The 20214-nt window shown below is 71.7% G+C and carries 17 protein-coding genes and 1 riboswitch; of the genes, 5 read left to right on the forward strand and 12 right to left on the reverse strand.

Translation table 11 applies throughout. From position 1 onward, the window contains the following. Positions 1-89: 89 nt before the first annotated feature. Both ACZ6TV_RS10430 and ACZ6TV_RS10435 read right to left on the reverse strand, forming a co-directional pair. A complete protein-coding gene (locus ACZ6TV_RS10430) occupies positions 90-293 on the reverse strand; it encodes a cold-shock protein (RefSeq protein ID WP_203848689.1) in 204 nt (67 codons plus the stop codon). A gap of 383 nt (positions 294-676) precedes the next feature. After that, on the reverse strand, positions 677-1933 hold the full coding sequence (locus ACZ6TV_RS10435) for an MFS transporter (RefSeq protein ID WP_465296862.1): 1257 nt from the start codon (positions 1931-1933) through the stop codon (positions 677-679). Positions 1934-1984: 51 nt separating this feature from the next. Here ACZ6TV_RS10435 and ACZ6TV_RS10440 point away from each other — a divergent pair, with 51 nt between their 5' ends. Then, on the forward strand, positions 1985-2491 hold the full coding sequence (locus ACZ6TV_RS10440; protein ID WP_465296863.1) for a helix-turn-helix domain-containing protein: 507 nt from the start codon (positions 1985-1987) through the stop codon (positions 2489-2491). On the opposite strand, the gene ACZ6TV_RS10445 is transcribed toward ACZ6TV_RS10440, so the two are convergent. Together ACZ6TV_RS10445 and thrC are read right to left on the reverse strand one after the other, a co-directional pair. After that, positions 2480-3523: a GNAT family N-acetyltransferase gene (locus ACZ6TV_RS10445; RefSeq protein ID WP_465296864.1), complete on the reverse strand. Its 1044-nt coding sequence runs from the start codon at positions 3521-3523 to the stop codon at positions 2480-2482. The two genes, ACZ6TV_RS10440 and ACZ6TV_RS10445, sit on opposite strands and share 12 nt — an antisense overlap. 386 nt (positions 3524-3909) lie before the next feature. Further along, on the reverse strand, positions 3910-5178 hold the full coding sequence (gene thrC, locus ACZ6TV_RS10450; RefSeq protein WP_465296865.1) for a threonine synthase: 1269 nt from the start codon (positions 5176-5178) through the stop codon (positions 3910-3912). Positions 5179-5188: 10 nt separating this feature from the next. After that, a riboswitch (SAM riboswitch) is annotated at positions 5189-5326 on the reverse strand. 101 nt (positions 5327-5427) lie between these two features. Here thrC and ACZ6TV_RS10455 point away from each other — a divergent pair. Beyond that, positions 5428-6342: a glucosyl-3-phosphoglycerate synthase gene (locus ACZ6TV_RS10455; protein WP_465296866.1), complete on the forward strand. Its 915-nt coding sequence runs from the start codon at positions 5428-5430 to the stop codon at positions 6340-6342. Here the strand turns inward: ACZ6TV_RS10455 and ACZ6TV_RS10460 are convergent. From ACZ6TV_RS10460 to ACZ6TV_RS10470, 3 genes are read right to left on the reverse strand one after another with little or no spacing between them, the layout of a single operon-like run. Then, on the reverse strand, positions 6323-6793 hold the full coding sequence (locus ACZ6TV_RS10460; protein WP_465296867.1) for a hypothetical protein: 471 nt from the start codon (positions 6791-6793) through the stop codon (positions 6323-6325). The genes ACZ6TV_RS10455 and ACZ6TV_RS10460 overlap by 20 nt on opposite strands. Positions 6794-6829: 36 nt before the next feature. Next, entirely contained in the window at positions 6830-7708 is an 879-nt protein-coding gene (locus tag ACZ6TV_RS10465; protein ID WP_465296868.1) for an ABC transporter permease, read from the reverse strand. Next, entirely contained in the window at positions 7705-10449 is a 2745-nt protein-coding gene (locus ACZ6TV_RS10470) for an alpha/beta fold hydrolase (RefSeq protein WP_465296869.1), read from the reverse strand. Before ACZ6TV_RS10470 ends, ACZ6TV_RS10465 begins: the two co-directional genes overlap by 4 nt. 84 nt (positions 10450-10533) lie before the next feature. On the opposite strand from ACZ6TV_RS10470, the gene ACZ6TV_RS10475 reads away from it, so the two are divergent. Further along, positions 10534-12717, forward strand: coding sequence for an AAA family ATPase (locus ACZ6TV_RS10475; protein ID WP_465296870.1), 2184 nt, complete (start codon positions 10534-10536; stop codon positions 12715-12717). A 15-nt stretch (positions 12718-12732) separates the two neighbouring features. On the opposite strand, the gene ACZ6TV_RS10480 is transcribed toward ACZ6TV_RS10475, so the two are convergent. After that, positions 12733-13110, reverse strand: a complete 378-nt coding sequence (locus tag ACZ6TV_RS10480) for a DUF3263 domain-containing protein (protein ID WP_465296871.1) — start codon at positions 13108-13110, stop codon at positions 12733-12735. 60 nt (positions 13111-13170) lie between these two features. After that, positions 13171-13956, reverse strand: a complete 786-nt coding sequence (locus tag ACZ6TV_RS10485; protein ID WP_465296872.1) for a DeoR/GlpR family DNA-binding transcription regulator — start codon at positions 13954-13956, stop codon at positions 13171-13173. A gap of 186 nt (positions 13957-14142) precedes the next feature. On the opposite strand from ACZ6TV_RS10485, the gene ACZ6TV_RS10490 reads away from it, so the two are divergent. Beyond that, positions 14143-15090 (forward strand): ROK family protein, encoded by a 948-nt coding sequence (locus tag ACZ6TV_RS10490; RefSeq protein ID WP_465296873.1) that lies wholly within the window; start codon positions 14143-14145, stop codon positions 15088-15090. After that, positions 15087-16199, forward strand: coding sequence for an N-acetylglucosamine-6-phosphate deacetylase (gene nagA / locus ACZ6TV_RS10495; protein ID WP_465296874.1), 1113 nt, complete (start codon positions 15087-15089; stop codon positions 16197-16199). The genes ACZ6TV_RS10490 and nagA overlap by 4 nt, the downstream gene beginning before the upstream one ends. On the opposite strand, the gene ACZ6TV_RS10500 is transcribed toward nagA, so the two are convergent. The 3 genes from ACZ6TV_RS10500 to ACZ6TV_RS10510 form a co-directional block, all read right to left on the reverse strand. Further along, positions 16196-16912: a phosphatase PAP2 family protein gene (locus ACZ6TV_RS10500; protein ID WP_465296875.1), complete on the reverse strand. Its 717-nt coding sequence runs from the start codon at positions 16910-16912 to the stop codon at positions 16196-16198. The two genes, nagA and ACZ6TV_RS10500, sit on opposite strands and share 4 nt — an antisense overlap. A 65-nt stretch (positions 16913-16977) precedes the next feature. After that, positions 16978-18156, reverse strand: coding sequence for a trypsin-like serine peptidase (locus ACZ6TV_RS10505; RefSeq protein WP_465296876.1), 1179 nt, complete (start codon positions 18154-18156; stop codon positions 16978-16980). Between the two features lie 139 nt (positions 18157-18295). Continuing rightward, positions 18296-19990: a potassium channel family protein gene (locus ACZ6TV_RS10510; RefSeq protein ID WP_465296877.1), complete on the reverse strand. Its 1695-nt coding sequence runs from the start codon at positions 19988-19990 to the stop codon at positions 18296-18298. Positions 19991-20214 lie beyond the last annotated feature (224 nt).

Below are 20214 nucleotides of genomic sequence, written 5' to 3' on the forward strand. Positions count from 1 at the left end.
ATGAATGGCGCGAATAATGCCGAAAAAGACGCAGGGCACCGTTCCTCATCAATGAGGACGGTGCCCCGGCGGGGTGTGGACGAACGTTGTCAGGCGAGGTGACGAACCTTCTCCGCCTGCGGGCCCTTCTGACCCTGCGCGATCTCGAACTCGACGCGCTGTCCGTCTTCCAGCGATTTGTAGCCATCCATCTCGATCGCGGAGAAGTGGACGAACACGTCCTGTCCTCCGTCGACCGCGATGAAGCCATAGCCCTTTTCGCTGTTGAACCACTTCACGGTGCCCTGTGCCACGGTGCACTTCCTCTACTTCAGTCCTTCTTTTGTCACTCCGGCTGGCTGTGGGGACCAGCCTTGAGGTCCTCGGCCGGGCACGCCGGGCCAAGGGGTGGCACCGGCGCGAGGATCGACGACCGAAACGGACGGTACACGAGATATACCGAGGCCCGACAGCCCCAAATCGGACAGCAAGGTCACGGTTCATGCGCACGCAAAAGGTCCCCGATCGAACCTTTCTTGGGGCGGCCGACAAACGGCGAGCGCATCGGCAGGCGTCGAATAGTGAGCACAAACGAATAAGGAAACGTCAGACAGATCCGAGGGGAAGCGCCGATCTTGCGGTTGGAACCGGAAGCCGCGACTGGAACCACGCAACCTGTCACAACCGCAAGATCGGCCTACTTCCGCACTGCTTCCGTGCCCGCGGAAGGTGCGGACGTCAACTCGCGGAGACTCCGCAAGGGTGACAGAAGGAGGGGCACCACCGATATCAGCGATCCGGCGCATGCCACCCAGATCGTCAGGTGGACCCCGAGGGCCGTGCCGAGCAGACCGCCGACGAGCCCGCCGATCGGCATCGTGCCCCACACGATGAAGCGCATCGTCGCGTTCATCCGCCCGAGCAGGTCGTCGGGGGTGATCGTCTGCCGGAAGCTGACCTGGGTCACGTTGTACACGACGACGCCGATGCCGAAGACGACGCCGCCGGCCGCGGCCAGCCACAGCCGCCAGTCGTCGCGGGCGAACGGGACGAGGACCTGACTGAGCGACCCGCCCAGGATCGAGATCCACATCGCCGGCCCCTGGCCGAACCAGCGCACGAACGGCCCGACCAGGAACGCCCCGGCGAGCGCGCCGAGGCCGGTGATGCTGAAGTACAGGCCGATGAGCGCCGGCGACAGCGCCAGGTCGCGGGCGAAGTAGATGATCACCATCGCGTTGAAGATGGCGCCGAAGAAGTTGGCGGTGCCCGTGCACATCGAGATCGCCCGCAGCAGCCGGTTGCCCAGGACGAACCGGAGGCCTTCCATGATCTCGCGCCCGAGGTGGGCGTCGGCCTTCGGCGTGGGCTCGGGCTCGATCTTGCGGATCCGCCACAGGGCCAGCGCCGAGACGAGGTAGCTGGCCGCGTCGGTGGCGATCGCGAGCGGCCCGCCGACGAGCTTGACCAGGCCGCCGGCGACGGTCGGACCACCGATCTGGGACGTGGAGCGGACCATCTCCAGCCGGGCGTTGCCCTCGACGAGATGCTCCTTGCCGACCAGGAACGGCAGATAGCTCTGGTACGACACGTCGAAGAAGACCGTGCAGACACCGCAGAGCAGGCCCACCACGTACAGCTGGGGCATCCGCAACATGTCGGACCACCAGGCGAGCGGCACGGAGGCCAGCAGGAGCGCCCGCACGAGGTCGGCGACGATCATCGTCCCGCGCCGCCGCAGCCGGTCGACCAGGGCGCCGGCCGGGAGCCCGACCAGCAGGAACGCGGCGGTCTCGCAGGCGGCGAGGATCCCGATCTGCAGGGCGGTGGCGTCCAGCGTGAGCACCGCGACCAGCGGCAGCGCCAGCAGGGTCACCTGGGTGCCGACCTGGCTGATGGTGTCGGCGGTGAACAGCAGCCGGAAGTCGTGATCGCGGAGCAGGCCGAGTCTCACGGACCCACTGTCGGTGACCGATTGGGAAAAGTCAATCGTTAGACTCGGACGATGCGGCGAGCAGCAACCGACGCGGAGGCCAAGGCACTCGCCTCCGGCGTCCGCCTGCGCATCATCCGGCTCTGCCTGGATCGGGCGCTCACCAACAAGGAGATCGCCGAGCGGCTCGACGCCAACCCGGCGACGGTCCTGCACCACGTCCGGACGCTGGTCGCGACGGGCTTCCTGGTGCCGCAGGAGGAGCGCCGCGGTCCGCGCGGCACGCGCGAGGTGCCCTACCTGTCCACGACCAAGTCGTGGCAGCTCAGCCTCGGCGGTCAGCGCGCCGGCACCAACCGGGCGATGCTCGACGCCTTCGAGCAGGAGCTGGCGCTGCTGGACGCCGAGAACGACGCGATCGACTTCGCCCGGCTCGGGCTGCGGCTCACCCCCGAGGAGTGGGAGGAGCTGCGGGTCCGCTTCCAGGCCCTGCTCGACGAATACGCCGGCCGCGAGCGGACCAACGGCCGGCCGTATTCGATCTTCCTCGCCATGTACGAGGACCGCTCACGCGACTGACCCCGCGGGAGCGATCGGCCCCTGCCAGTTGGCCCACCGGTCCACCACGCGGAACCCCATCGCCTCGTTGATCGCGATCATGTGCGCGTTGACCTCGGCGTTGAAGGTGTCGACGATGCGCACCGACGGCTCCTGCGCCCGCAGCGTGCGCAGGTTGACCAACTTGGTGATCAGGCCGAGCCGGTGCCCGCGGTGCGCGGGGTGCACCAGGGTGATCAGTTGCCAGGCGTGCCAGTCGATCGTCTTGGCGACCCGGATCGCGGTCCACGCGACCACCTGGCCGGTCGCGTCGTCGATGACCCCGGTCTCATACCTGCGCGAGCCGTACTGCGCCCGCACCGCCGACGCGTTGCGGAGGCGCTCGGCGTCGATCTTCTCCGGCTCGAAGTCCAGCTCGCCCATCGGCGACTCCTCGAGGAACGAGCTGTCCAGCAGCGCCAGGTCCTCGATCAGCTCCGGCGGCGGGGTGTTGCCCCACTGGACGGTCGAGTAGCCGGCCGCCTTCGGCCAGCTCTCGGCGAGCATCCGGTCCAGCGCGGCGTCGTCGGCGTCCGCCAGGTCCAGCCGGCGGCGGACGTCGAGGAGCTTGTTGTCCAGGCCGAGCGCCTCGGCGAACGGCGCCCCCGAGCCGAGCGGCGCGCCGGCCGCGTCGGTGAGCACACCGAAGCCCATCACCGTCGTGCGGCCGCGGGACCGGGCGAAGTCGACCGCGTGCTCATACAGCGCCCGGCCGACGCCCTGCCGGCGGTGCCGCTTGAGCACCAGCACGTCGAGCAGCGCCTTGTCGAGGTTGTCGTGGTCGGGCAGGTCGAGCAGGGCCAGGCCGACGGGCTCGGCGCCGCGGTGGGCGAGGAAGGCGTGCCGCTCGGCGCCCGGCATCGGCAGGCGGACCCGCACGTCGTGCTCATAGCGGCAGTTAGGCGGGAAGTCCGGAAGGTCGGCGAGGATCGCCTCGTTGCCGATGGTGAATGCCGCGTCGATCGCCGCCGGGTCATCGGCGTCCAGCTCGACGATGCTGAAGTCCTGGCTCATGTCCGCCAGGGTGGACCACCGGCACATCGACGGACAACAGATATATGCGTCGATGATCTAGGGCCGCCCCGAACCTGCCCTGGAAATGGTCGAGAGGACGCTCGCCAGCACCTCCGGTGCTGTGGTCGCGGGCCTGGACCAGGGTCCGGGCCTCGCGGCGACACGTCCTCCCGCATCGAGCATCCTGGCGCGCGGTGCTGAGGTCGTCAAGTCCCTCGGCGGGTGGCTTCGAGACGCTCGGCTCGACCGCGATCACACTGCGTCGCGGTCACATCCGTCGATCGGCTGAGTAGCCCCTCGTCCGAGCGTGGAAGCGCTCTCTCAACCGCAGCCGATCCGACACCGTCCGTGATCGGCGTCAGCAGGTTGCGCGAAAAAATCAGCCATCAGCTCAAAAGCCCAGCCTCGCGCACGGACTTCAATGAAGGCTTCACCCGGTGCGACGGGCCGACCGTGCCGGCGACCGCGTCGAGCGTCTTCAGCCCGTCGCCGGTGTTGAAGACGACCGTCTCCTTCGAGGGGTCGAGCTTGCCGGTCTCCACCAGCTTCTTCAGCACCGCGGTGGTGACCCCGCCGGCGGTCTCGGCGAAGACGCCCGTGGTGCGGGCGAGCAGCTGGATGCCGGCGCGGATCTCGTCGTCGTCCACGTATTCCATCCAGCCGCCGGTCCGGCGGACCGACTCCAGCGCGTAGACCCCCGCGGCCGGGTCGCCGATGTTGAGCGACTTGGCGATGCCGGTCGGCTTGACCGGGACGATCTCGTCGGTGCCCTTGTGCAGCGCGACCGCGATCGGGTTGCAGCCCGCGGACTGCGCCCCGAACACCGTCCACTCCGCGTCCGGCACGAGCCCGATCTCGACCAGCTCGCTGAACGCCTTGTCGATCTTGGTGAGCAGCTCGCCGCTGGCCATCGGGATGACGACCTGCGCCGGGATGCGCCAGCCGAGCTGCTCGGCGACCTCATATCCCAGCGTCTTGGAGCCCTCGGCGTAGAACGGACGGACATTGACGTTGACGAAAGCGGTGTCCTCGAACTCGTCGGTCTCCGTCAGCTCCGAGCAGAGCCGGTTGACGTCGTCGTAGGACCCTTCGATCGCGACGACATCGCCGCCGTAGACGGCGCTCATCACGACCTTGCCGGGCTCCAGGTCCGACGGGATGAACACGGTCGACGGCACCCCGGCGCGCGCGGCGTGCGCGGCGACCGAGTTGGCCAGGTTGCCCGTGGAGGCGCACGAATAGCGGGTGAAGCCCAGCGCCTTCGCGGCCGTCAGCGCCACCGAGACGACCCGGTCCTTGAACGAGTGCGTCGGGTTGGCCGAGTCGTCCTTGACCCACAGCTGGCCGGTGATGCCGAGCTCGCCGGCCAGCAGGTCGGCCTTGACCAGCGGGGTCAGCCCCGGGTCGAGCGTCACGCGGCTGTCCGGGTCGATGCCGACGGGCAGGAGCGGCGCATAGCGCCAGATGTTCTGCGGACCCGCCTCGATCTGCTCCCGGGTGACTCGGCCGAGCGCCTCGGCGTCATAGCCCACCTCGAGAGGGCCGAAACACTCGTAACAGGCGTGCTGCGCCGCGAGCGGGAACTGCGCCCCACAGCCACGGCAGACCAGATGGCGGGCGGGAGAGTCGGTGAAGACGCTGAGCGTCGAGGTCATAGAGGCCTTCCTCTCATCTTCCCCAAGTGCATGGCCTTGCGCACCGGGACGGATTTGGCACCTACCGCGACCGCCTCAGCGTCGAGACGTGTCGCAGGGGTTGCCGGGGCTTCATCGGGCCGTATCCCTCTGCCCCTCTGGATGAGGTATTCAGTTGTGACGAGCGCGTTTCGACTTCGAGTGTAAGGGCCGACACGGGTGGCGTCGTATGAGTCATCTCACGAGATGGACCTGACTACGGTTTCACTCATGCATTCCGACGCGGCCACCTGGTTCGCCAAGCGCACCTCGACCTGGCGCGACTGGTCCCTCGCCGAGCTCCAGCGCCGTAAGGGCGGCACCCGGATCAGCGTGGTGCTGCCGGCGCTGGACGAGGAGCCGACCGTCGGGGAGATCGTCACCGGCGTGCGCACCCTCATGCCCCTGGTCGACGAGGTGGTCGTCGTCGACTCCGGCTCCGTGGACCGCACCGCCGAGGTCGCCCGGCAGGCGGGGGCCGTCGTCCACCACCGCGACGACATCCTCCCCGGGACCGGATCCCGGCCCGGCAAGGGCGAGGTGCTCTGGAAGGCCCTCGCGGTCACCAGCGGCGACATCCTGGTCTACGTCGATGCCGACCTCACCGACTTCCGGCCGCACTTCGTCACCGGACTGCTCGGCCCGCTGCTCGAGGACCCGGCCACCCTCATGGTGAAGGCGTTCTACGACCGGCCGCTGCTGGACGTGTCCGCCTCCGGCGGCGGCCGGGTCACCGAGCTCGCCGCCCGGCCGCTGCTCAACGCGTACTTCCCCCAGCTCGCCGGCGTGGTGCAGCCGCTGGCCGGGGAGTACGCGGCCCGCCGCTCACTGCTGGAGTCGCTGCCCTTCGCGGCCGGGTACGGCGTCGAGACGGGCCTGCTCATCGACACCTACCGCACCGCCGGGCTCGACGCGATCGCCCAGGTCGACCTCGGCCAGCGGACCCACGGTCACCAGGACACCGCGGCCCTGGGCCGGATGGCCGCGACGATCCTGCAGACCATCCACGCCAGGGTCACGCCGGGCGCGCCGATCTGGCCGACCCTCACCCAGTTCGCCAGGCACGGCGACACGGTGACCCCGGTCGATCACGACATCACCCACCCCGATCGCCCGCCGATGCGCGCTACACGGGCTCAGGGGTGAACTGCCACAGCGTGGAGGTGGTGATGCCCGCGCCGACGAGCGCGGTCGCGACGGCGGCCCACTCGGCGGCGAGCAGCCACAGTGGAGTGTCGATCACGGCGGTCGGCGGCTCACCCGTCAGCGTCGCGACCAGCACGACCATCGCGACCAGCGACAGCAGCACGAGGGTGAGCACCACGGTCAGCCGCAGCGCCCAGTGGCCGGCGGAACGGCCGGTGGCGAACAGCAGCGCGCACAGCGTGACCAGCACCGCGACCGCCGCCGCGGCGACCGCGCCGATCATCGTGAAGATCTGCGCGGTGAGGGCCTCGGCGGGGCCGTTCATCGCGTTGGACGAGGCGACGTAGGTGGTCCAGGCCGCGATGTTGGCCTGGTCGTAGTAGAGGGTGGCGGAGAGCGCCGCGAGGCCGAGGACGAGCAGCCACGCACCGCGGAGCGCCGAGATTCGCATGGACCGGCACCCTACCGGTCAGTACGCGAATTCCGTTCAGCTCACCACGTCTTTTCGCAAGAAGCGCCACCACGCGAGGGAGAAGAAGACGGTGGCGTACGCCAGGGACGCGATGCCGCCCTTCACCATGTCGTCGGTCTGCAGCGGGGTGGACAGCAGGCCGAGCCACGCGTCGCCGTAGTGGGTCGGCAGGAAGTTGCGAATCGTGCCCAGCGCCGTGATCTGGTCCAGGATGTTGGACAGGATCTGCAGCAGGACCGCACCGCCGACGGCGCCGAGCGGGGCATCCGTGGACACCGACAGCAGGAACGCCAGGGACGCCACCACCAGGAGCGAGACGCACAGGTAGCCGACGATCTCCAGCAGCCGCACGACGCTCGTCCCCGCGGCGATCTCCCCGCCGATCGGCGCGTTGAGCGGCGCCCAGCCATAGCGCAGGGTGCCCGCCAGCATGGCCGTGCCGACCAGGATCAGCACCGCGAGGAGGCAGTAGAGCAGCGCCGCGGTCACCTTGATGCCGAGCAGCCGGGCCCGCGGGACGGGCATCGCCAGCAGGTACCGCAGGCTCCCCCACGACGCCTCGCTGGCCACGGTGTCGCCGCAGAAGAGGGCGACGACCACGACCAGCAGGAAGCCCGAGGACACCAGCAGGGTGAAGAGGGTGAAGTTGGCGCCGCCGGCCGTGGCCAGGTCGGCCAGGCGGGAGAACTCGCCGCCGTTGCCGCCCTCGTCGTCGCCGCCGTTGTCGAGCTGGAAGGCGACCAGGATGATCAGCGGCAGCAGGACCATGAAGCCCAGCGCCATCTGGGTACGACGGCGGGCCGCCTGCCGGCGGATCTCCGTCCACAGCGAGAGGGTCGCGCCCGGCCGGTAGCCCGGCGCACCGCCGATGACGTCCACGGACGAAGTTGTCATGACCGCTCCCCACTGGCCTTGGTGTCGCCGCCGACGAGCGACAGGAACGCGTCTTCGAGCCGCCGCCGCGGCGTCACCCGGTCGATGCCGACGCCGGCTCGCACCAGCGCCGCGACGACCTCCGAGCGGGGTACCCCGTCGAGCTCGACGATGAGGCCGCCGTTGCCGCCGGATGGGGCGACCGAGCGGACCCCTTCGAGCTCTTCGAGCACCTTGAACGCGGCGTCCACGTCGGACACGTCGAGCTGGACGGTGGGCGAGTCGCCGACGATGTCGTCGACCTTGCCGGTCGCGACGACCTCGCCGCGGTGCATGACGACGACGTCGGTGCAGGTCTGCTCCACCTCGGCGAGCAGGTGGCTGGAGACCAGGACCGCGCGGCCGCCGGTCGCGTACCGGCGCAGCACCTTGCGCATCTCGGCGATCTGCGGCGGGTCGAGCCCGTCGGTGGGCTCGTCGAGGACGAGCAGCTCGGGCAGGCCGAGCATGGCCTGGGCGATCGCGAGCCGCTGCCGCATGCCGTGGCTGTAGGTCTTGACCCGCCGGTTGACGGCCGTGCCGAGCCCCGCGATGTCCATCGCCTCGTCGAAGTGGGCGTCGTCGTGCGGGCGGCCGGTCGCCGCCCAGTACAGCTGGAGATTCCGCAGACCGGTGAGGTGCGGCAGGAAGCCGGGCCCTTCCACCAGGGCGCCGACCCGGGACAGGACCGGGGCGCCGGGCAGGAGCTGGTGGCCGAAGACGAAGATCTCACCCTGGCTGGGCCGGGTGAGCCCCATGAGGACCCGCAGCGACGTGGTCTTGCCGGCGCCGTTGGGGCCGAGGAGGCCGACGACCTGGCCGCGCTCGACGGTGAAGTCGACCTTGGCGACGGCGACGAAGTCCCCGTACGTCTTGCGCAGCCCCCGCACGACCAGCGGCGTGTCCACGAGGTCGGGGTCGACGCGGCGCTCGATCCGCCGGGCCCGGCCGCGGGCGACGAGGATCGCGACGACCAGCCCGACCGCGACGGCGGCGACGAGCGCGGCGAGGACGTAGCGCCAGATGACGTTCGGGTTGGCCAGCGGGGTGCCGGCGACGTTCGGCAGGGTCAGCGCGCCGTCGACGTCGACCTGGTAGACGCCCGGCTCGGGCGGCGACCAGTACGCGGTGTCGGCGGTGGCGACGGTGACCCGGACGCTGCTGCCGGCCTCGAACCGGTGCACGACCGCGGGCAGGGTGACGGTGACGGGCTGCGCGTCGGCGATGTCCTTCGGCAGGCCGGTGAGCCTGACCGGCGCGATGAGCCCGTCGGGGATCGACGCGGCGCCCTTCGCGGGCACGTCGTAGAGCTTGACGAACAGCACGGCCTCGCCGGTCGGCGACGCGGCCCGGATGCGGACCGTCGGCGCGCCGGCCACGTCGAGGCTCGCGGTCAGCGGCGCGGACGTGAAGTCGGCGTGCTGGCCGGGGATCTCGGCGGACACGCCGCTGCCGAGGAGGCTGGCGATGCCGGCGATGGGCAGCGACGAGATCGCGGCGGGGTTGCCGTTGGGCGGGTTGGCGATGCCGGTGGGCCCGCCGAGGAGGGGCACGCTCTCGGTGGAGGTGCCGGCGATGCCCGGGTAGGTCGACGTCGACGACGCGGCGGTGACGAGCCCGCGGCCCTGGGCGTTGAGACCGGACACCCGCGAGTAGGTGAAGCTGTTCTCCGGCGCCTTGCCGTTGCCCTTGACGTAGTGGTCGAGCCACTGCGCGGTCAGGTACCGCAGCCGGTCGACCTCGGACTGCGGCCCGGTGCCGCCGTCGTGCCCGCCGGTGAACCACGCGACCCGCACCGGCGTGCCGTTGGCGGCGATGCCACGGGCGTTGGCGTCGCCCTCGCTCAGCGGGAACAGCGTGTCGACCTGCCCCTGGATGAGCAGCGTGGGCGCCTTGATCCGGTCCAGGACGGGCGCGGGACTGGACCTGCGCAGCAGCGCGATGGCGTCCTTGTCGGCCGTGCCGGTGGTGGCGATGTCGAGGTACGCCTCGCAGACGTCCCTGGCGAACCGTCCACATTGGGCGTCCCCGCCCGGCGTCCGCTGCGGGGCGGCGGCGGCGATGTCCGTCAGCGAGCTGCCGGAGCCGAAGAACAGGCCCGCCCACTGCTTCTTGAACACGCCGCCCGACGGGTCCTTGCCGGTCGACTCGGGCAGGAACACCCGCGACAGGTCGTTCCACGTGATCATGGGGACGATCGCGTCCACCCGCTTGTCCTGCGCGGCGAGCAGGAGGGCGAGAGCGCCGCCGTACGAGCCGCCGACCGCCGCCACCCGGGGGTCGCCGGACGCGTCGGTCTGGATGTCGGGGCGGGCCGCGAGCCAGTCCAGCAGGCGCTGGGCGTCCTTGACCTCCCAGTCCGGGCTGTCGATGTGGATCTCGCCGGTGGAGCGCCCGAAGCCCTGCGCGGTCCAGGTCAGCACGGCGTAGCCGAGGTCGGCGAACTTCTCGGCGTCCGACCGCACGCTCTGCTTCGTGCCGCCGAAGCCGTGCGCGAGCAGGATCGCCGGCTTCTTGCCGCTCTGCTTCGGCAGGTACAGCGTCGTGTCGAGGGTCACCTCGGTCGCGTCGTCGGGCCCGGTGCGCACGGTGATGCGCTGCTCCTCGGTGCGGAACGTGGCGGGCGACGGGACGACCGCCCAGCCGACCAGACCGGCCAGCAGCAGGGCGACCACCGAGCCGGCGATCACCCTGCGCCGGTCGAGACGCGGTAAGAGACGCATCGGCCAAACGTACGCAACGGATGTTGCTCTCTGGCGAATTCCTCAGCAGGTTCACAGCAAGCGGCTGGGTTATACGCTCGGTGCGTGGCCGCGACCTTGACGCTCACCGCCAGCCTGCGCCCCGCGGCCCTGGACGCCCGCCGCGGCGTGGTCCGGCTCCACGCCGAGGTCCTGTCCGCGCTGGGCCTGCGCGCCGGCGACCCCATCACGCTCACCGGCCGGCGCGAGTCCGCCGGGATCGCCGCGGTCGCCGAGTCCGGCGCCAGCCGCGCCCTGCTCTACGCCGACGACCTCCTGCTGGGCAACCTCGGCCTGCGCGACGGCGGCCAGGTGACGGTGTCGGCGGCGCCGCTGCGGGCGGCGACCTCGGTGACCCTGTCCGGGCCGGCCGCGATCGCCGCGGTCGTGTCGCCGGAGATGCTGCGCCTGGCCCTGCTCGGCAAGGTCGTCACCGTCGGCGACAACGTGTCGCTGCTGCCGCAGGACGTGTCGCTCACGTCACTGGACCCCGGCGTGTTCGAGGCGGCGCGGCGCAGCCTGTCCAACACCGTCGGATACGGCTGGACCAGCGCCCTGCTGACCGTCGCGGCCGCCGCACCCGCCGCCGGCGCCCTGGTGACCATGGACACCGCGGTCGGCTGGCAGCACGGCCACGCCACCCACGCGCCCGGCAGCGTCGTCGCCTCGCCGCCGCCGGCCGATCTCACCCTCGAGGACCTGCCGGGGCTGAACGCGCAGGCCGAGCAGCTGAGCGAGCTGCTCGACCTCGGCTTCCACCACCGCGAGGTCCTCGCCAAGCTCGGCACGACGGTGTCGCTGGGGGTCCTGGTGACCGGGCCCGCCGGCTCCGGCAAGTCCGCGCTCGTGCAGGCCGTCGCGACCAGTGTCCGGGCCCGGGTCGTGCAGCTGTGGGCGCCGGAGCTCGCGGCGCTGACCAACAACGACGCCGCCGCCAGGTTGCGCGAGGCCGCAGGTCAGGTGCGCGCGGCCGGTCCGGCGGTCCTGCTGGTCTCCGACGTGGACGCGCTCGCCCCGCGCGACCAGCCGGGCCCGCTGTCGACCGTCTTCCGTCAACTGATCGGCGAGCTCATCCGCGACGGCGCGGCCGTGGTCGGCACGACCAGCCGTCCCGAGTCCGTCGACCCCGCGGTGCACGCCCCCGGCCTGCTCGCGCACGGGATCGCCGTGCCGCTCCCCGACGCCGCCCTGCGCCGCGAGCAGCTCACCGTCCTCACCCGTGGCATGCCCCTGGACGACGACGTCAGGCTCGACGACGTCGCGGCCCGCACGCCCGGCTTCGTCGCCGCGGACCTCGCCGCGTTGTCCCGCGAGGCAGGTGTACGAGCCGCGCTCCGCCACCGCCGCGAGGGTGAGACCCCCCGCGTGCGGATGGCCGACTTCGAGGCCGCCCTGGAGGTCGTGCGCCCCACCTCGATGGCGGAGTCCTCATTGGAGCTCGCCAAGGTCACCCTCGACGACGTCGGCGACATGGTCGAGGTCAAGCAGACCCTCACCGAGTCCGTCCTGTGGCCTCTGTCCTACCCGGACGCCTTCTCCCGCCTCGGCGTCGAGCCGCCCCGTGGCGTCCTGCTCTACGGCCCGCCCGGCTGCGGCAAGACCTACCTGGTCAAGGCGATCGCCGGCACCGGCAAGGCCAACGTCCTGTCCGTCAAGGGCGCCGAGCTGCTGTCGAAATGGGTCGGCGAGAGCGAGCGCGCGGTCCGCGAGCTCTTCCGCCGCGCCCGCGAGGCCGCGCCCACCCTCGTCTTCCTCGACGAGGTCGACGCCCTCGCCCCGACCCGCGGCCAGGCCACCGACGGCGGCACCACCGACCGCGTCGTCGCCGCCCTCCTCACCGAGCTCGACGGCGTGGAGTCCCTGCGCAACGTGGTCGTGATCGGCGCCACCAACCGCCCCGACCTGGTCGACCCGGCCCTGCTGCGGCCCGGCCGCCTCGAGCGCCTGGTCTTCGTCCCGCCGCCGGACGCCCAGGCCCGCGCCGAGATCCTGCGCGCCGCCGCCCGTACGGTGCCGCTCGCCGCCGACGTGGACCTGCCCGCGCTGGCGGACGAGCTGGACCGCTTCTCCGCCGCGGACTGCACCGCCCTGATCCGGGAGTCCGCCCTGGCCGCCATGCGCGAGTCCCTGGAAGCCACCGAGGTCACCGCCGCGCACGTGGCTCTCGCCCGCGACCGGGTCCGCCCCTCCCTGGACCCCGACCAGGTGGCGTGGCTCGCCGCCTACGCCGAGCAGCACCAGTCCCGCTAGCCGGCACGGCTGTGGCTAGCGGCGGCGGGAGCGGGAGGCGCGCAGGCGGCGCAGGCGCTGGACGACGACCGGGTCGTGCGACAGGGCCAGAGGGTCGTCGAGCAGGGCGTTGAGCAGCTGGTAATAGCGGGTCGCGGACAGGTTGAAGGTGTCCCGGACGGCCTGCTCCTTGGAGCCCGCCTGGCGCCACCACTGGCGCTCGAAGGCGAGGATCCGCTTGCTGCGCTCGTCGAGCTCGGGGGGCTCCTCGACCGTGGCGAGGTCGTGGTCCGGCTCGAGGTCCGGCTCGGGGTCCGGCTCGGGGTCTGCGGTGACGTCGCTGTCCACGAAGTCGTCGGTGTCCTGGAGGGGGTGCGCCGGGACACGAGCGGCGGCGAGGTCGTCGCGCTTCATCGTCGCTCCATCGTCGCTGCGGGGCTCAGGGGGTCCCGCCAGCCTACCCGTCGTGAAGGGTCAGGCAGTCACGATCTTGACGCCGGCGGCGGTGAAGGCGGCCAGGGTCTGCGGGGTGGCGTTGGAGTCGGTGACCAGGGTGTCGATGCGGTCGATGGGGCAGATGCGGGCGAACGCGTGGCCGCCCAGCTTCGAGCTGTCGGCGATGATGACGACGCGGCGGGCCCGGGCGACCATGAGGCTGTTCATCGCGGCCTCGCCCTCGTGATGGGCGGCCGCGCCGAGGGTGACGTCGAGCGCGTCGACGCCGAGCAGGGCGATGTCGAGGGTGACGTCGCGCAGGATGTTGCCGCCGAGGGGGCCGACCAGCTCGAAGGACTGCGGGCGGACCACGCCGCCGGTCACGACGATCTTCATGCGGGACCGCACGAGCAGCTCGTTGGCGATGTTGAGGGCGTTGGTGACCACGGTGAGCTGGGCGTCGTCGACGCCGCCGGTGAGCTCGGGGCGGACGGCGAGCGCGCGGGCGACCTCGGTCGTGGTCGTGCCGCCGTTGAGGGCGACGACCATGCCCGGGGACACCAGCGCGGCGGCGGCGGCCCCGATGCGCTGCTTCTCGGGTGCGTGTTTCGCCGTCTTGTACCGCAGCGGCAGGTCATACGAGACGCCGTTGGCGACCGCCCCGCCGCGCGTGCGGGTGATCATCTGCTGCTGGGCGAGCTGGTCGAAGTCGCGGCGGATCGTGGCCTGCGACACGTCGAGGCGCTCGGCCGCGTCCTCCACGCTGATCCGCCCGCTGTCGGTCAGGATCTCGAGGAGCGCGTTCCAGCGTGCGTAGCGGTCCATTCGCCCCTCCTTTGCGCGTACGGTGCGAGATGTGTGCACAATAATGCGCGAAACTACGGGTAAACGCAAAGGCAACTGCTCAAACTAACCCTCGGGGTACGGTTGCCAGCCTGCCCGACAGTGCGCAATGATGCGCGAACCCGCCCGGTTTCATGCCACATCGATCAGCGCGAGGACGAGCTACACATGACGAAGACCGTGATCGCCCTCGATGTGGGGGGCACCGGGATCAAGTGTGCGCTGGTCGGCGCCGAAGGCGACGAGCGGCACCAGGTCCTGCACGCCGAGCGGCACGCCACCGGGCGCGAGCGCGGGCCCGAGGCCGTCATCGCGACGATCCTCGACATCGCCGAGGGGCTCGCCGCCACCGCCCGCGCCAAGGGGCTCGACCCCCGGGCCGCGGGCGTGGCCGTGCCGGGCGTGATCGACGAGCGCAACGGCATCGCTGTCTGGGCCGCCAACGTGGGCTTCCGGGACGTGCCGCTGAAGGCCCTGCTGGAAGAGCGCCTGGGCCTGCCCGCGGCGCTCGGCCACGACGTGCGCGCCGGCGGGCTCGCCGAGGCTCGGCTGGGCGCCGGCCGGGACCACTCCTACGTTCTGGTCATCCCCATCGGCACCGGCATCGCCGCGGCCAACGTCGTCGACGGCCAGGTCTACACGGGCGCGCACGGCGCCGCGGGCGAGATCGGCCACATCGTGGTGCGCCCGGGCGGCCCGCAGTGCGGCTGCGGGCAGCGCGGCTGCCTGGAGTCGATCGCCTCCGCGTCGGCGGTCGGCCGGCGATATGGCGAACAGGCCGGCCGACCGGCCACCGCCGAGGAGGTCGCCCGGCTCGCCGCCGAAGGCGAACCCATCGCGGTCGCCGTGTGGCAGGAGACGATCGACGCCCTGGCCGACGGCCTGATGACCGGCATCGCCCTGTTCGACCCGGCGGTCATCGTGCTCGGCGGCGGGCTCGCCGAGGCCGGCGAGGCGCTGCTCGCCCCGCTGCGGGCGGGGGTCCACGCGCGCGTGACGTTCCACCGCGAGCCGCAGATCACCCGCGCCGCGCTCGGCGACGAGGCCGGCTGCCTCGGCGCCGCCCTGCTAGCCCTGGACAGCATGCACGACGACAGCACAGGAGGATCTCGATGACGTTGGTGTCCGGTGTACGGGTGATCGCGGGCGACCGGGTCATCGACAACGGCTTCGTCCGGGTCGAGGGCGACCGCATCGCCGAGGTCGGTGCCTCGTCCGGTGCCTCGCCCGTCACCGGCACCGTCGTGCCCGGCTTCGTCGACATCCACGTCCACGGCGGGGGCGGTGCCACGTTCACGACCGGCGACCCGGCCGCCGCCCGCACCGCCGCGGCGTATCACCTCGGCCACGGCACCACGACGATGCTGGCGAGCCTCGTCACCTCGCCCCCAGACCTGATGCTGTCCGCCACGAAGGCCTTCGCCCCGCTGGTCAGCGAGGGTGTCCTCGCCGGCGTGCACTTCGAGGGCCCGTATCTGTCGCAGGCCCGCTGCGGCGCGCAGAACCCCGCGCACCTGCGCCACCCCGACCTCGACGAGCTCACCGCGCTCATCGACGCGGGCGAGGGCGCGGTCCGCATGGTCACCGTCGCCCCCGAGCTGCCCGGCGCGCTGGACGCCATCAAGCTCCTGGTCTCCCGCGGCGTCGTCGCCGCTCTCGGCCACACCGACGCCACCTGGGAGGAGACCCTCGCGGGCGTCGACGCCGGCGCGACGGTCGGCACCCACGTCTTCAACGGCATGCGCCCCCCGCACCACCGTCAGCCCGGCCCGGTCTTCGCCCTCCTCGGCGCGGGCCCGGTCACGTGCGAGTTCGTGGCGGACGGCGTACACCTGCATGACGGCACCCTCGCGTTCGCCGTCTCCGTCACCGGTCCGGCCCGCGCCGCGCTCATCACCGACGCCATGGCCGCCGCCGGCATGCCCGACGGCGAATACGAGCTCGGCGGCCAGAGCGTCGCGGTCGCCGACGGCGTCGCGCGCCTCACCCGCGACGGCTCCATCGCCGGCAGCACCCTCACGATGGACGCCGCCTTCCGCCGCGCCACGGGCGCCGGCCTGTCCCTCGTCGACGCCTCCCGGATGGCCTCGGCCACCCCGGCCGCCGCCATCGGCCTCGGCGACGAGCTCGGCTCGCTGCGCCCCGGCTTGCGCGCCGACCTCGTCCTGCTCGACGAGTCCCTGCGCGTCACCCGGGTCATGCGCGCCGGCGCCTGGCTGTCCTAACGGCGGACGCCGCCGCGCGGGGCCGCCGCCTCGGTGGGCGGGGCGAGGGGGCCCGACCAGGCGGCCAGGCCGCGGGGCAGGGGGACGCGGTCCCAGGGGACGCGCTGGAGGATGCGGTCCAGGATCAGGCCCAGGCAGATCGCGGCCAGGCCGTCGGTGACCCAGTGGAAGCTCAGGTACGTCGTGGTGAACAGGACGATCGCCGGCGCGCCGTAGCGGATCGCGCGGAGCTGGCCCGGGCGCAGGAGGGCGCCGAGGAGAAGGGCCAGCACGCCGTACCAGATGATGGCATTGACCACGTGCCCGGACGGGTAGGACATGCCCGAGTCGACGTGGAACAGGTATTCGGGGTGGTCCGGGTAGTCGGAGCTGGCGGCGAGGCGGTCGGTCCACAGCTTCAGCGGGCCGATCGTCAGGTAGGTCAGGACGAACGCGCCGATGACCGGCAGCGCGGGGCGGACCGAGTGGGTGCGCCAGCCGATGTACAGCGCGGTCAGCACCGCCAACGGGGTCAGCACCTGGCCGCCCTGGCCGAGGTAGTTGAAGACCCGGGCGGTCCAGTAGGCCCAGGTGGGGCGGTGGGCGTCGACGAGGTCGCGGACCGCGAGGTCGACGGACAGCAGCGGGGTGCGCAGCGCGAGCGCGACCGTGATCGCGGCGAAGAGTGCCAGGAGCACCAGGTCGAACCACAGGGCCGGGCGCACGTTTCGCATGTCGGAAAACGGTACCCGACGGCGCGAAACGGACCCGGCCCTGGACGAAAGGCTCTACAGGACCTCTACACGAGCCCCTTGATGTCGGCCGCGATGTGATCCATGCGGACGCCGGAGTTGGGGCAGCCGCCGAAGTGGTGCAGGGCGATGACCTTGTTGGTGCGGCGGGAGATGACCGGCGAGCCGGACGAGCCGCCGTCGGTGTCGCAGTAGTACGACATGTCGGTGTCGACGGCGTAGCCGTTGTAGGCGGGGTTGGCCACGGCGCAGTTGCCGCTGCGCTCACTGCTGTCGAGGGTGGTGATCACGGTCGGCATGCCGCGGGGGTGCTGCGGGATGTAGAGCTCCTCGCCGCGGACCGGGGCGCGGACATCCATCTGCAGGTAGCCGAAGCGGGCGATGGCGTCGAAGTTGCGGACCGTGAAGAGGGTGTAGTCCAGGACGTTGTCGGTGGCGATGACCTGGTCGGCCATGACCTTGACGGGGCGCAGGGTGGGGCCGCCACTGCACTGCGCGCACTCGTAGTTGAACCAGACCTCGGTGTTGCGGGCCTCACGGGTGGTGGTGAAGCAGTGCGCGTTGGTCATCATGCGGTTGTTCGGGCCGAGGCGCCAGGCGGTGCACAGCTCGACGCCGTTGATGAGGATGCGCGCGACCGGCTTGGAGTTGGCGTACGCGACGGGATCGTCCGACTTGTAGCAGGCGGCGTTCTCCTTCTCGTCACGGTCGCAGATGCTCTCCTCGTGGGGCTTCGCCGCGGCGGCCGCCTTCCGCGCTGCCTCGGCGGCGGCCTGCTCCGCCGGGGTCTGGCCACGGGCGACCCGGTCGACGGTGACGCCGAGGCCGGCGAGCTTCGAGCGGATGCCCAGCGGGTCGGTCTCGGCGCGCTCGACGCTGACCGTGGCCGACTCGCCGGAGACGGACATCGTCCAGTTGTCCATGTCGTCGAGCTGCGCGGCGCTGTACCGGTGGATCTCGGATCCGGTCGCGTCGCTGACCTTGACGGTGTCGCCCGAGTTGAGCTGGAGCCGGGAGAAGTGCACCTTCACGTAGTCGGCGCCCGGGTAGCGGTAGGTGGTCGCCCGGTCGAACGCGCCGCCGGTGACCGACTCCAGGATGCCCGACGGCTCAGGGGCCGGCTCTTCGTGCGCGGGCGCCGCGAACGCGGTCGCCGGCTGTCGTGCGGGCACGAACGAGGTCGCCGTCGCGACCCCCGCCCCGGTGAGCGCGACAAGGGCGCACACCCCGCTTACCAGCAAAACCCTACGGCGCATGAGCGCTTTCCTCCCAGTGGTCCGCCTGAAGGGACCGCCCGGACTGTTAGGGGTAAATCGGGCGATCCGCCCCATTCAACGACGGATGCCGCCGGGAGGAGGCGGGAACTCAGGGAGTTGGGTCGAGCGTCCCACCGGTCTGAGCCAAAAGGTTGCCCAGTCCCACCCGGGTCGCCACCACGATGAGCAGGTCGCCCTCGCTCAGCACGTACGTCATGGGCGGGCACCAGACCGTCTGCCGGCCGCTGTCGGTGGTGACCGCGAGGACCCGGACCTCGCCGACGTCCTCGGCCGCGCCGACCAGGCCGCCGTCGAGGTCGGAGGCGACGACGACCGGCACCTCGGCCAGCAGCAGCACCTTGCGGTCGACGGGGATCGTGCCGATGACCTCGCGCTCCAGCAGCGCCGCCGCGAAGGCCGGCGCGGCGAGGAACGAGACGCTGCGCGACGCGGTGATGCCGAAGGCGCGCTGGACCCGGTGCGCGAACGCGCCGTCGAAGAGCCGCAGCACGACCCGCAGGTCCGGCTTGAGCTCGCGGCTCTCCAGGGCCGCCTCCAGGTTGGCCTGGTCGTCGGTGGAGACCACGACCAGCGCCCGGCTGGTGTCCACCGACGCGGCCCGCAGGGTCGCGATCCGGCTGGCGTCACCGACGATGAACGGCACGCCGCGGTCGCGGGCGGACTGGGCACCGCGGGCGTTCTCGTTGCGGTCGATGACCACGACAGGCACGCCGAGGTCGACGAACGCGTGCATGACCCGGGTGCCGACGTTGCCGAGGCCGACGAGCACGACGTGGTCCGACAGCGGCTCGCGCAGCCGGCCGAGCGCGATGGCCAGCTTCGCGTTGACGATCGTCTCGACGATCGCCGCCGTGATCACCGGGATCAGCGCGATGCTGACCAGGCTGAGCAGCACCGTGATCAGCTTCTCGGGCCAGCGGGCCTCCAGGTCCGCCTCGCCGCCGACGAGCTCGGACAGCAGCGTCACGTAGGCCGCGTCCCACCAGGGGATGTCCTGGTAGGCGGCGAGGATCGCGGTGCCGACGGCGAGCAGGCCGAGCATGATCAGGGCCGTGGTCCACAGCCGGCGACCGACCAGTCCCCGGTACGCCCGCCACGGGTTGCGCAGCCAGCGACGGCGCCGGCGGCGCACCTGCCCGGTGTCCGGGCCGTCGTCGCGGACGACGACGGTGCTCAACGGCTCGCCGGTCGCGACGGCCAGGACCAGGTCGGCGGTGTTCTGGTCGGCGGGCAGCAGCACCGGCTCGCCGTCCCCCTCGGTCACCGCGAGCCCGCAGATCACGTCCTCGGCGCGCACCTCGGAGCGGCGGGCGACGAAGAGGGTGCGGCGCGCCACCCGTACGTGCACCGGCGCGACCTCACCGAGCGCCTCCGACACGAAGGCCGGCGCCGCCATCTGCGCGTCGGACAGGACGCGGAGGTCGGCGAAGTTGCGGCGGACGGTGTTGCCCAGCCGCAGGTTGAACATCCGGATGACGAGCCGCAGCCCGGGGTTGAGCTCCTGCGCCTGCAGCGCGGCGTCGAGGTTGCCGATGTCGTCCTGCTTGACCAGCGCGAGCGCGTCGGCGTCGGCGAGACCGGCCAGCTCGAACGCGGCCCGGTCCGCGTTGGGCGACTCGACGATCCGGCCGCCACGGTCGCGCAGGAGGCGGGCGATGTCGGGCCCGTACCGGCGGTCGACGCTCGGCAGGATCGCGGTGACGTGCACCCCGTACTGGTGGATCAGCTCCTCGATCAGGCGATAGGCGAGGGGGTCGTCGCCGCAGACGACGATTTTCTTCATGCCCGCCGGCCGGGGTGGGTGATGCGGGTTCCCGTCGGGGCCCAGGGACCACGGACGGGTGATGGCCTGAGCGCGGGGAAGGCCGCTGCGGAGCCGACGCATCAACCAGGATTCGGACTCCACAGGACGATCCTAACGAAGATCACCAACCCCCGGAGCCCCGGCGGATCGACAACTGCCGCGTCACTTTGTCCGAGTTCGTCGTTGAACAGGCGATCGGATTT

It is taken from the genome of Dactylosporangium sp. NPDC051087 (genome assembly GCF_055586325.1).

Excerpts from the sequence above, each read along its gene's own strand:
- ACZ6TV_RS10440 (WP_465296863.1), top strand. The coding sequence starts at position 1,985 with ATGCGGCGAGCAGCAACCGACGCGGAGGCCAAGGCACTCGCCTCCGGC.
- ACZ6TV_RS10445 (WP_465296864.1), bottom strand. The coding sequence starts at position 3,523 with ATGAGCCAGGACTTCAGCATCGTCGAGCTGGACGCCGATGACCCGGCG.
- thrC (WP_465296865.1), bottom strand. The coding sequence starts at position 5,178 with ATGACCTCGACGCTCAGCGTCTTCACCGACTCTCCCGCCCGCCATCTG.
- ACZ6TV_RS10455 (WP_465296866.1), top strand. The coding sequence starts at position 5,428 with ATGCATTCCGACGCGGCCACCTGGTTCGCCAAGCGCACCTCGACCTGG.
- ACZ6TV_RS10460 (WP_465296867.1), bottom strand. The coding sequence starts at position 6,793 with ATGCGAATCTCGGCGCTCCGCGGTGCGTGGCTGCTCGTCCTCGGCCTC.
- ACZ6TV_RS10465 (WP_465296868.1), bottom strand. The coding sequence starts at position 7,708 with ATGACAACTTCGTCCGTGGACGTCATCGGCGGTGCGCCGGGCTACCGG.
- ACZ6TV_RS10470 (WP_465296869.1), bottom strand. The coding sequence starts at position 10,449 with ATGCGTCTCTTACCGCGTCTCGACCGGCGCAGGGTGATCGCCGGCTCG.
- ACZ6TV_RS10480 (WP_465296871.1), bottom strand. The coding sequence starts at position 13,110 with ATGAAGCGCGACGACCTCGCCGCCGCTCGTGTCCCGGCGCACCCCCTC.
- ACZ6TV_RS10485 (WP_465296872.1), bottom strand. The coding sequence starts at position 13,956 with ATGGACCGCTACGCACGCTGGAACGCGCTCCTCGAGATCCTGACCGAC.
- ACZ6TV_RS10490 (WP_465296873.1), top strand. The coding sequence starts at position 14,143 with ATGACGAAGACCGTGATCGCCCTCGATGTGGGGGGCACCGGGATCAAG.
- nagA (WP_465296874.1), top strand. The coding sequence starts at position 15,087 with ATGACGTTGGTGTCCGGTGTACGGGTGATCGCGGGCGACCGGGTCATC.
- ACZ6TV_RS10500 (WP_465296875.1), bottom strand. The coding sequence starts at position 16,912 with ATGCGAAACGTGCGCCCGGCCCTGTGGTTCGACCTGGTGCTCCTGGCA.
- ACZ6TV_RS10510 (WP_465296877.1), bottom strand. The coding sequence starts at position 19,990 with ATGAAGAAAATCGTCGTCTGCGGCGACGACCCCCTCGCCTATCGCCTG.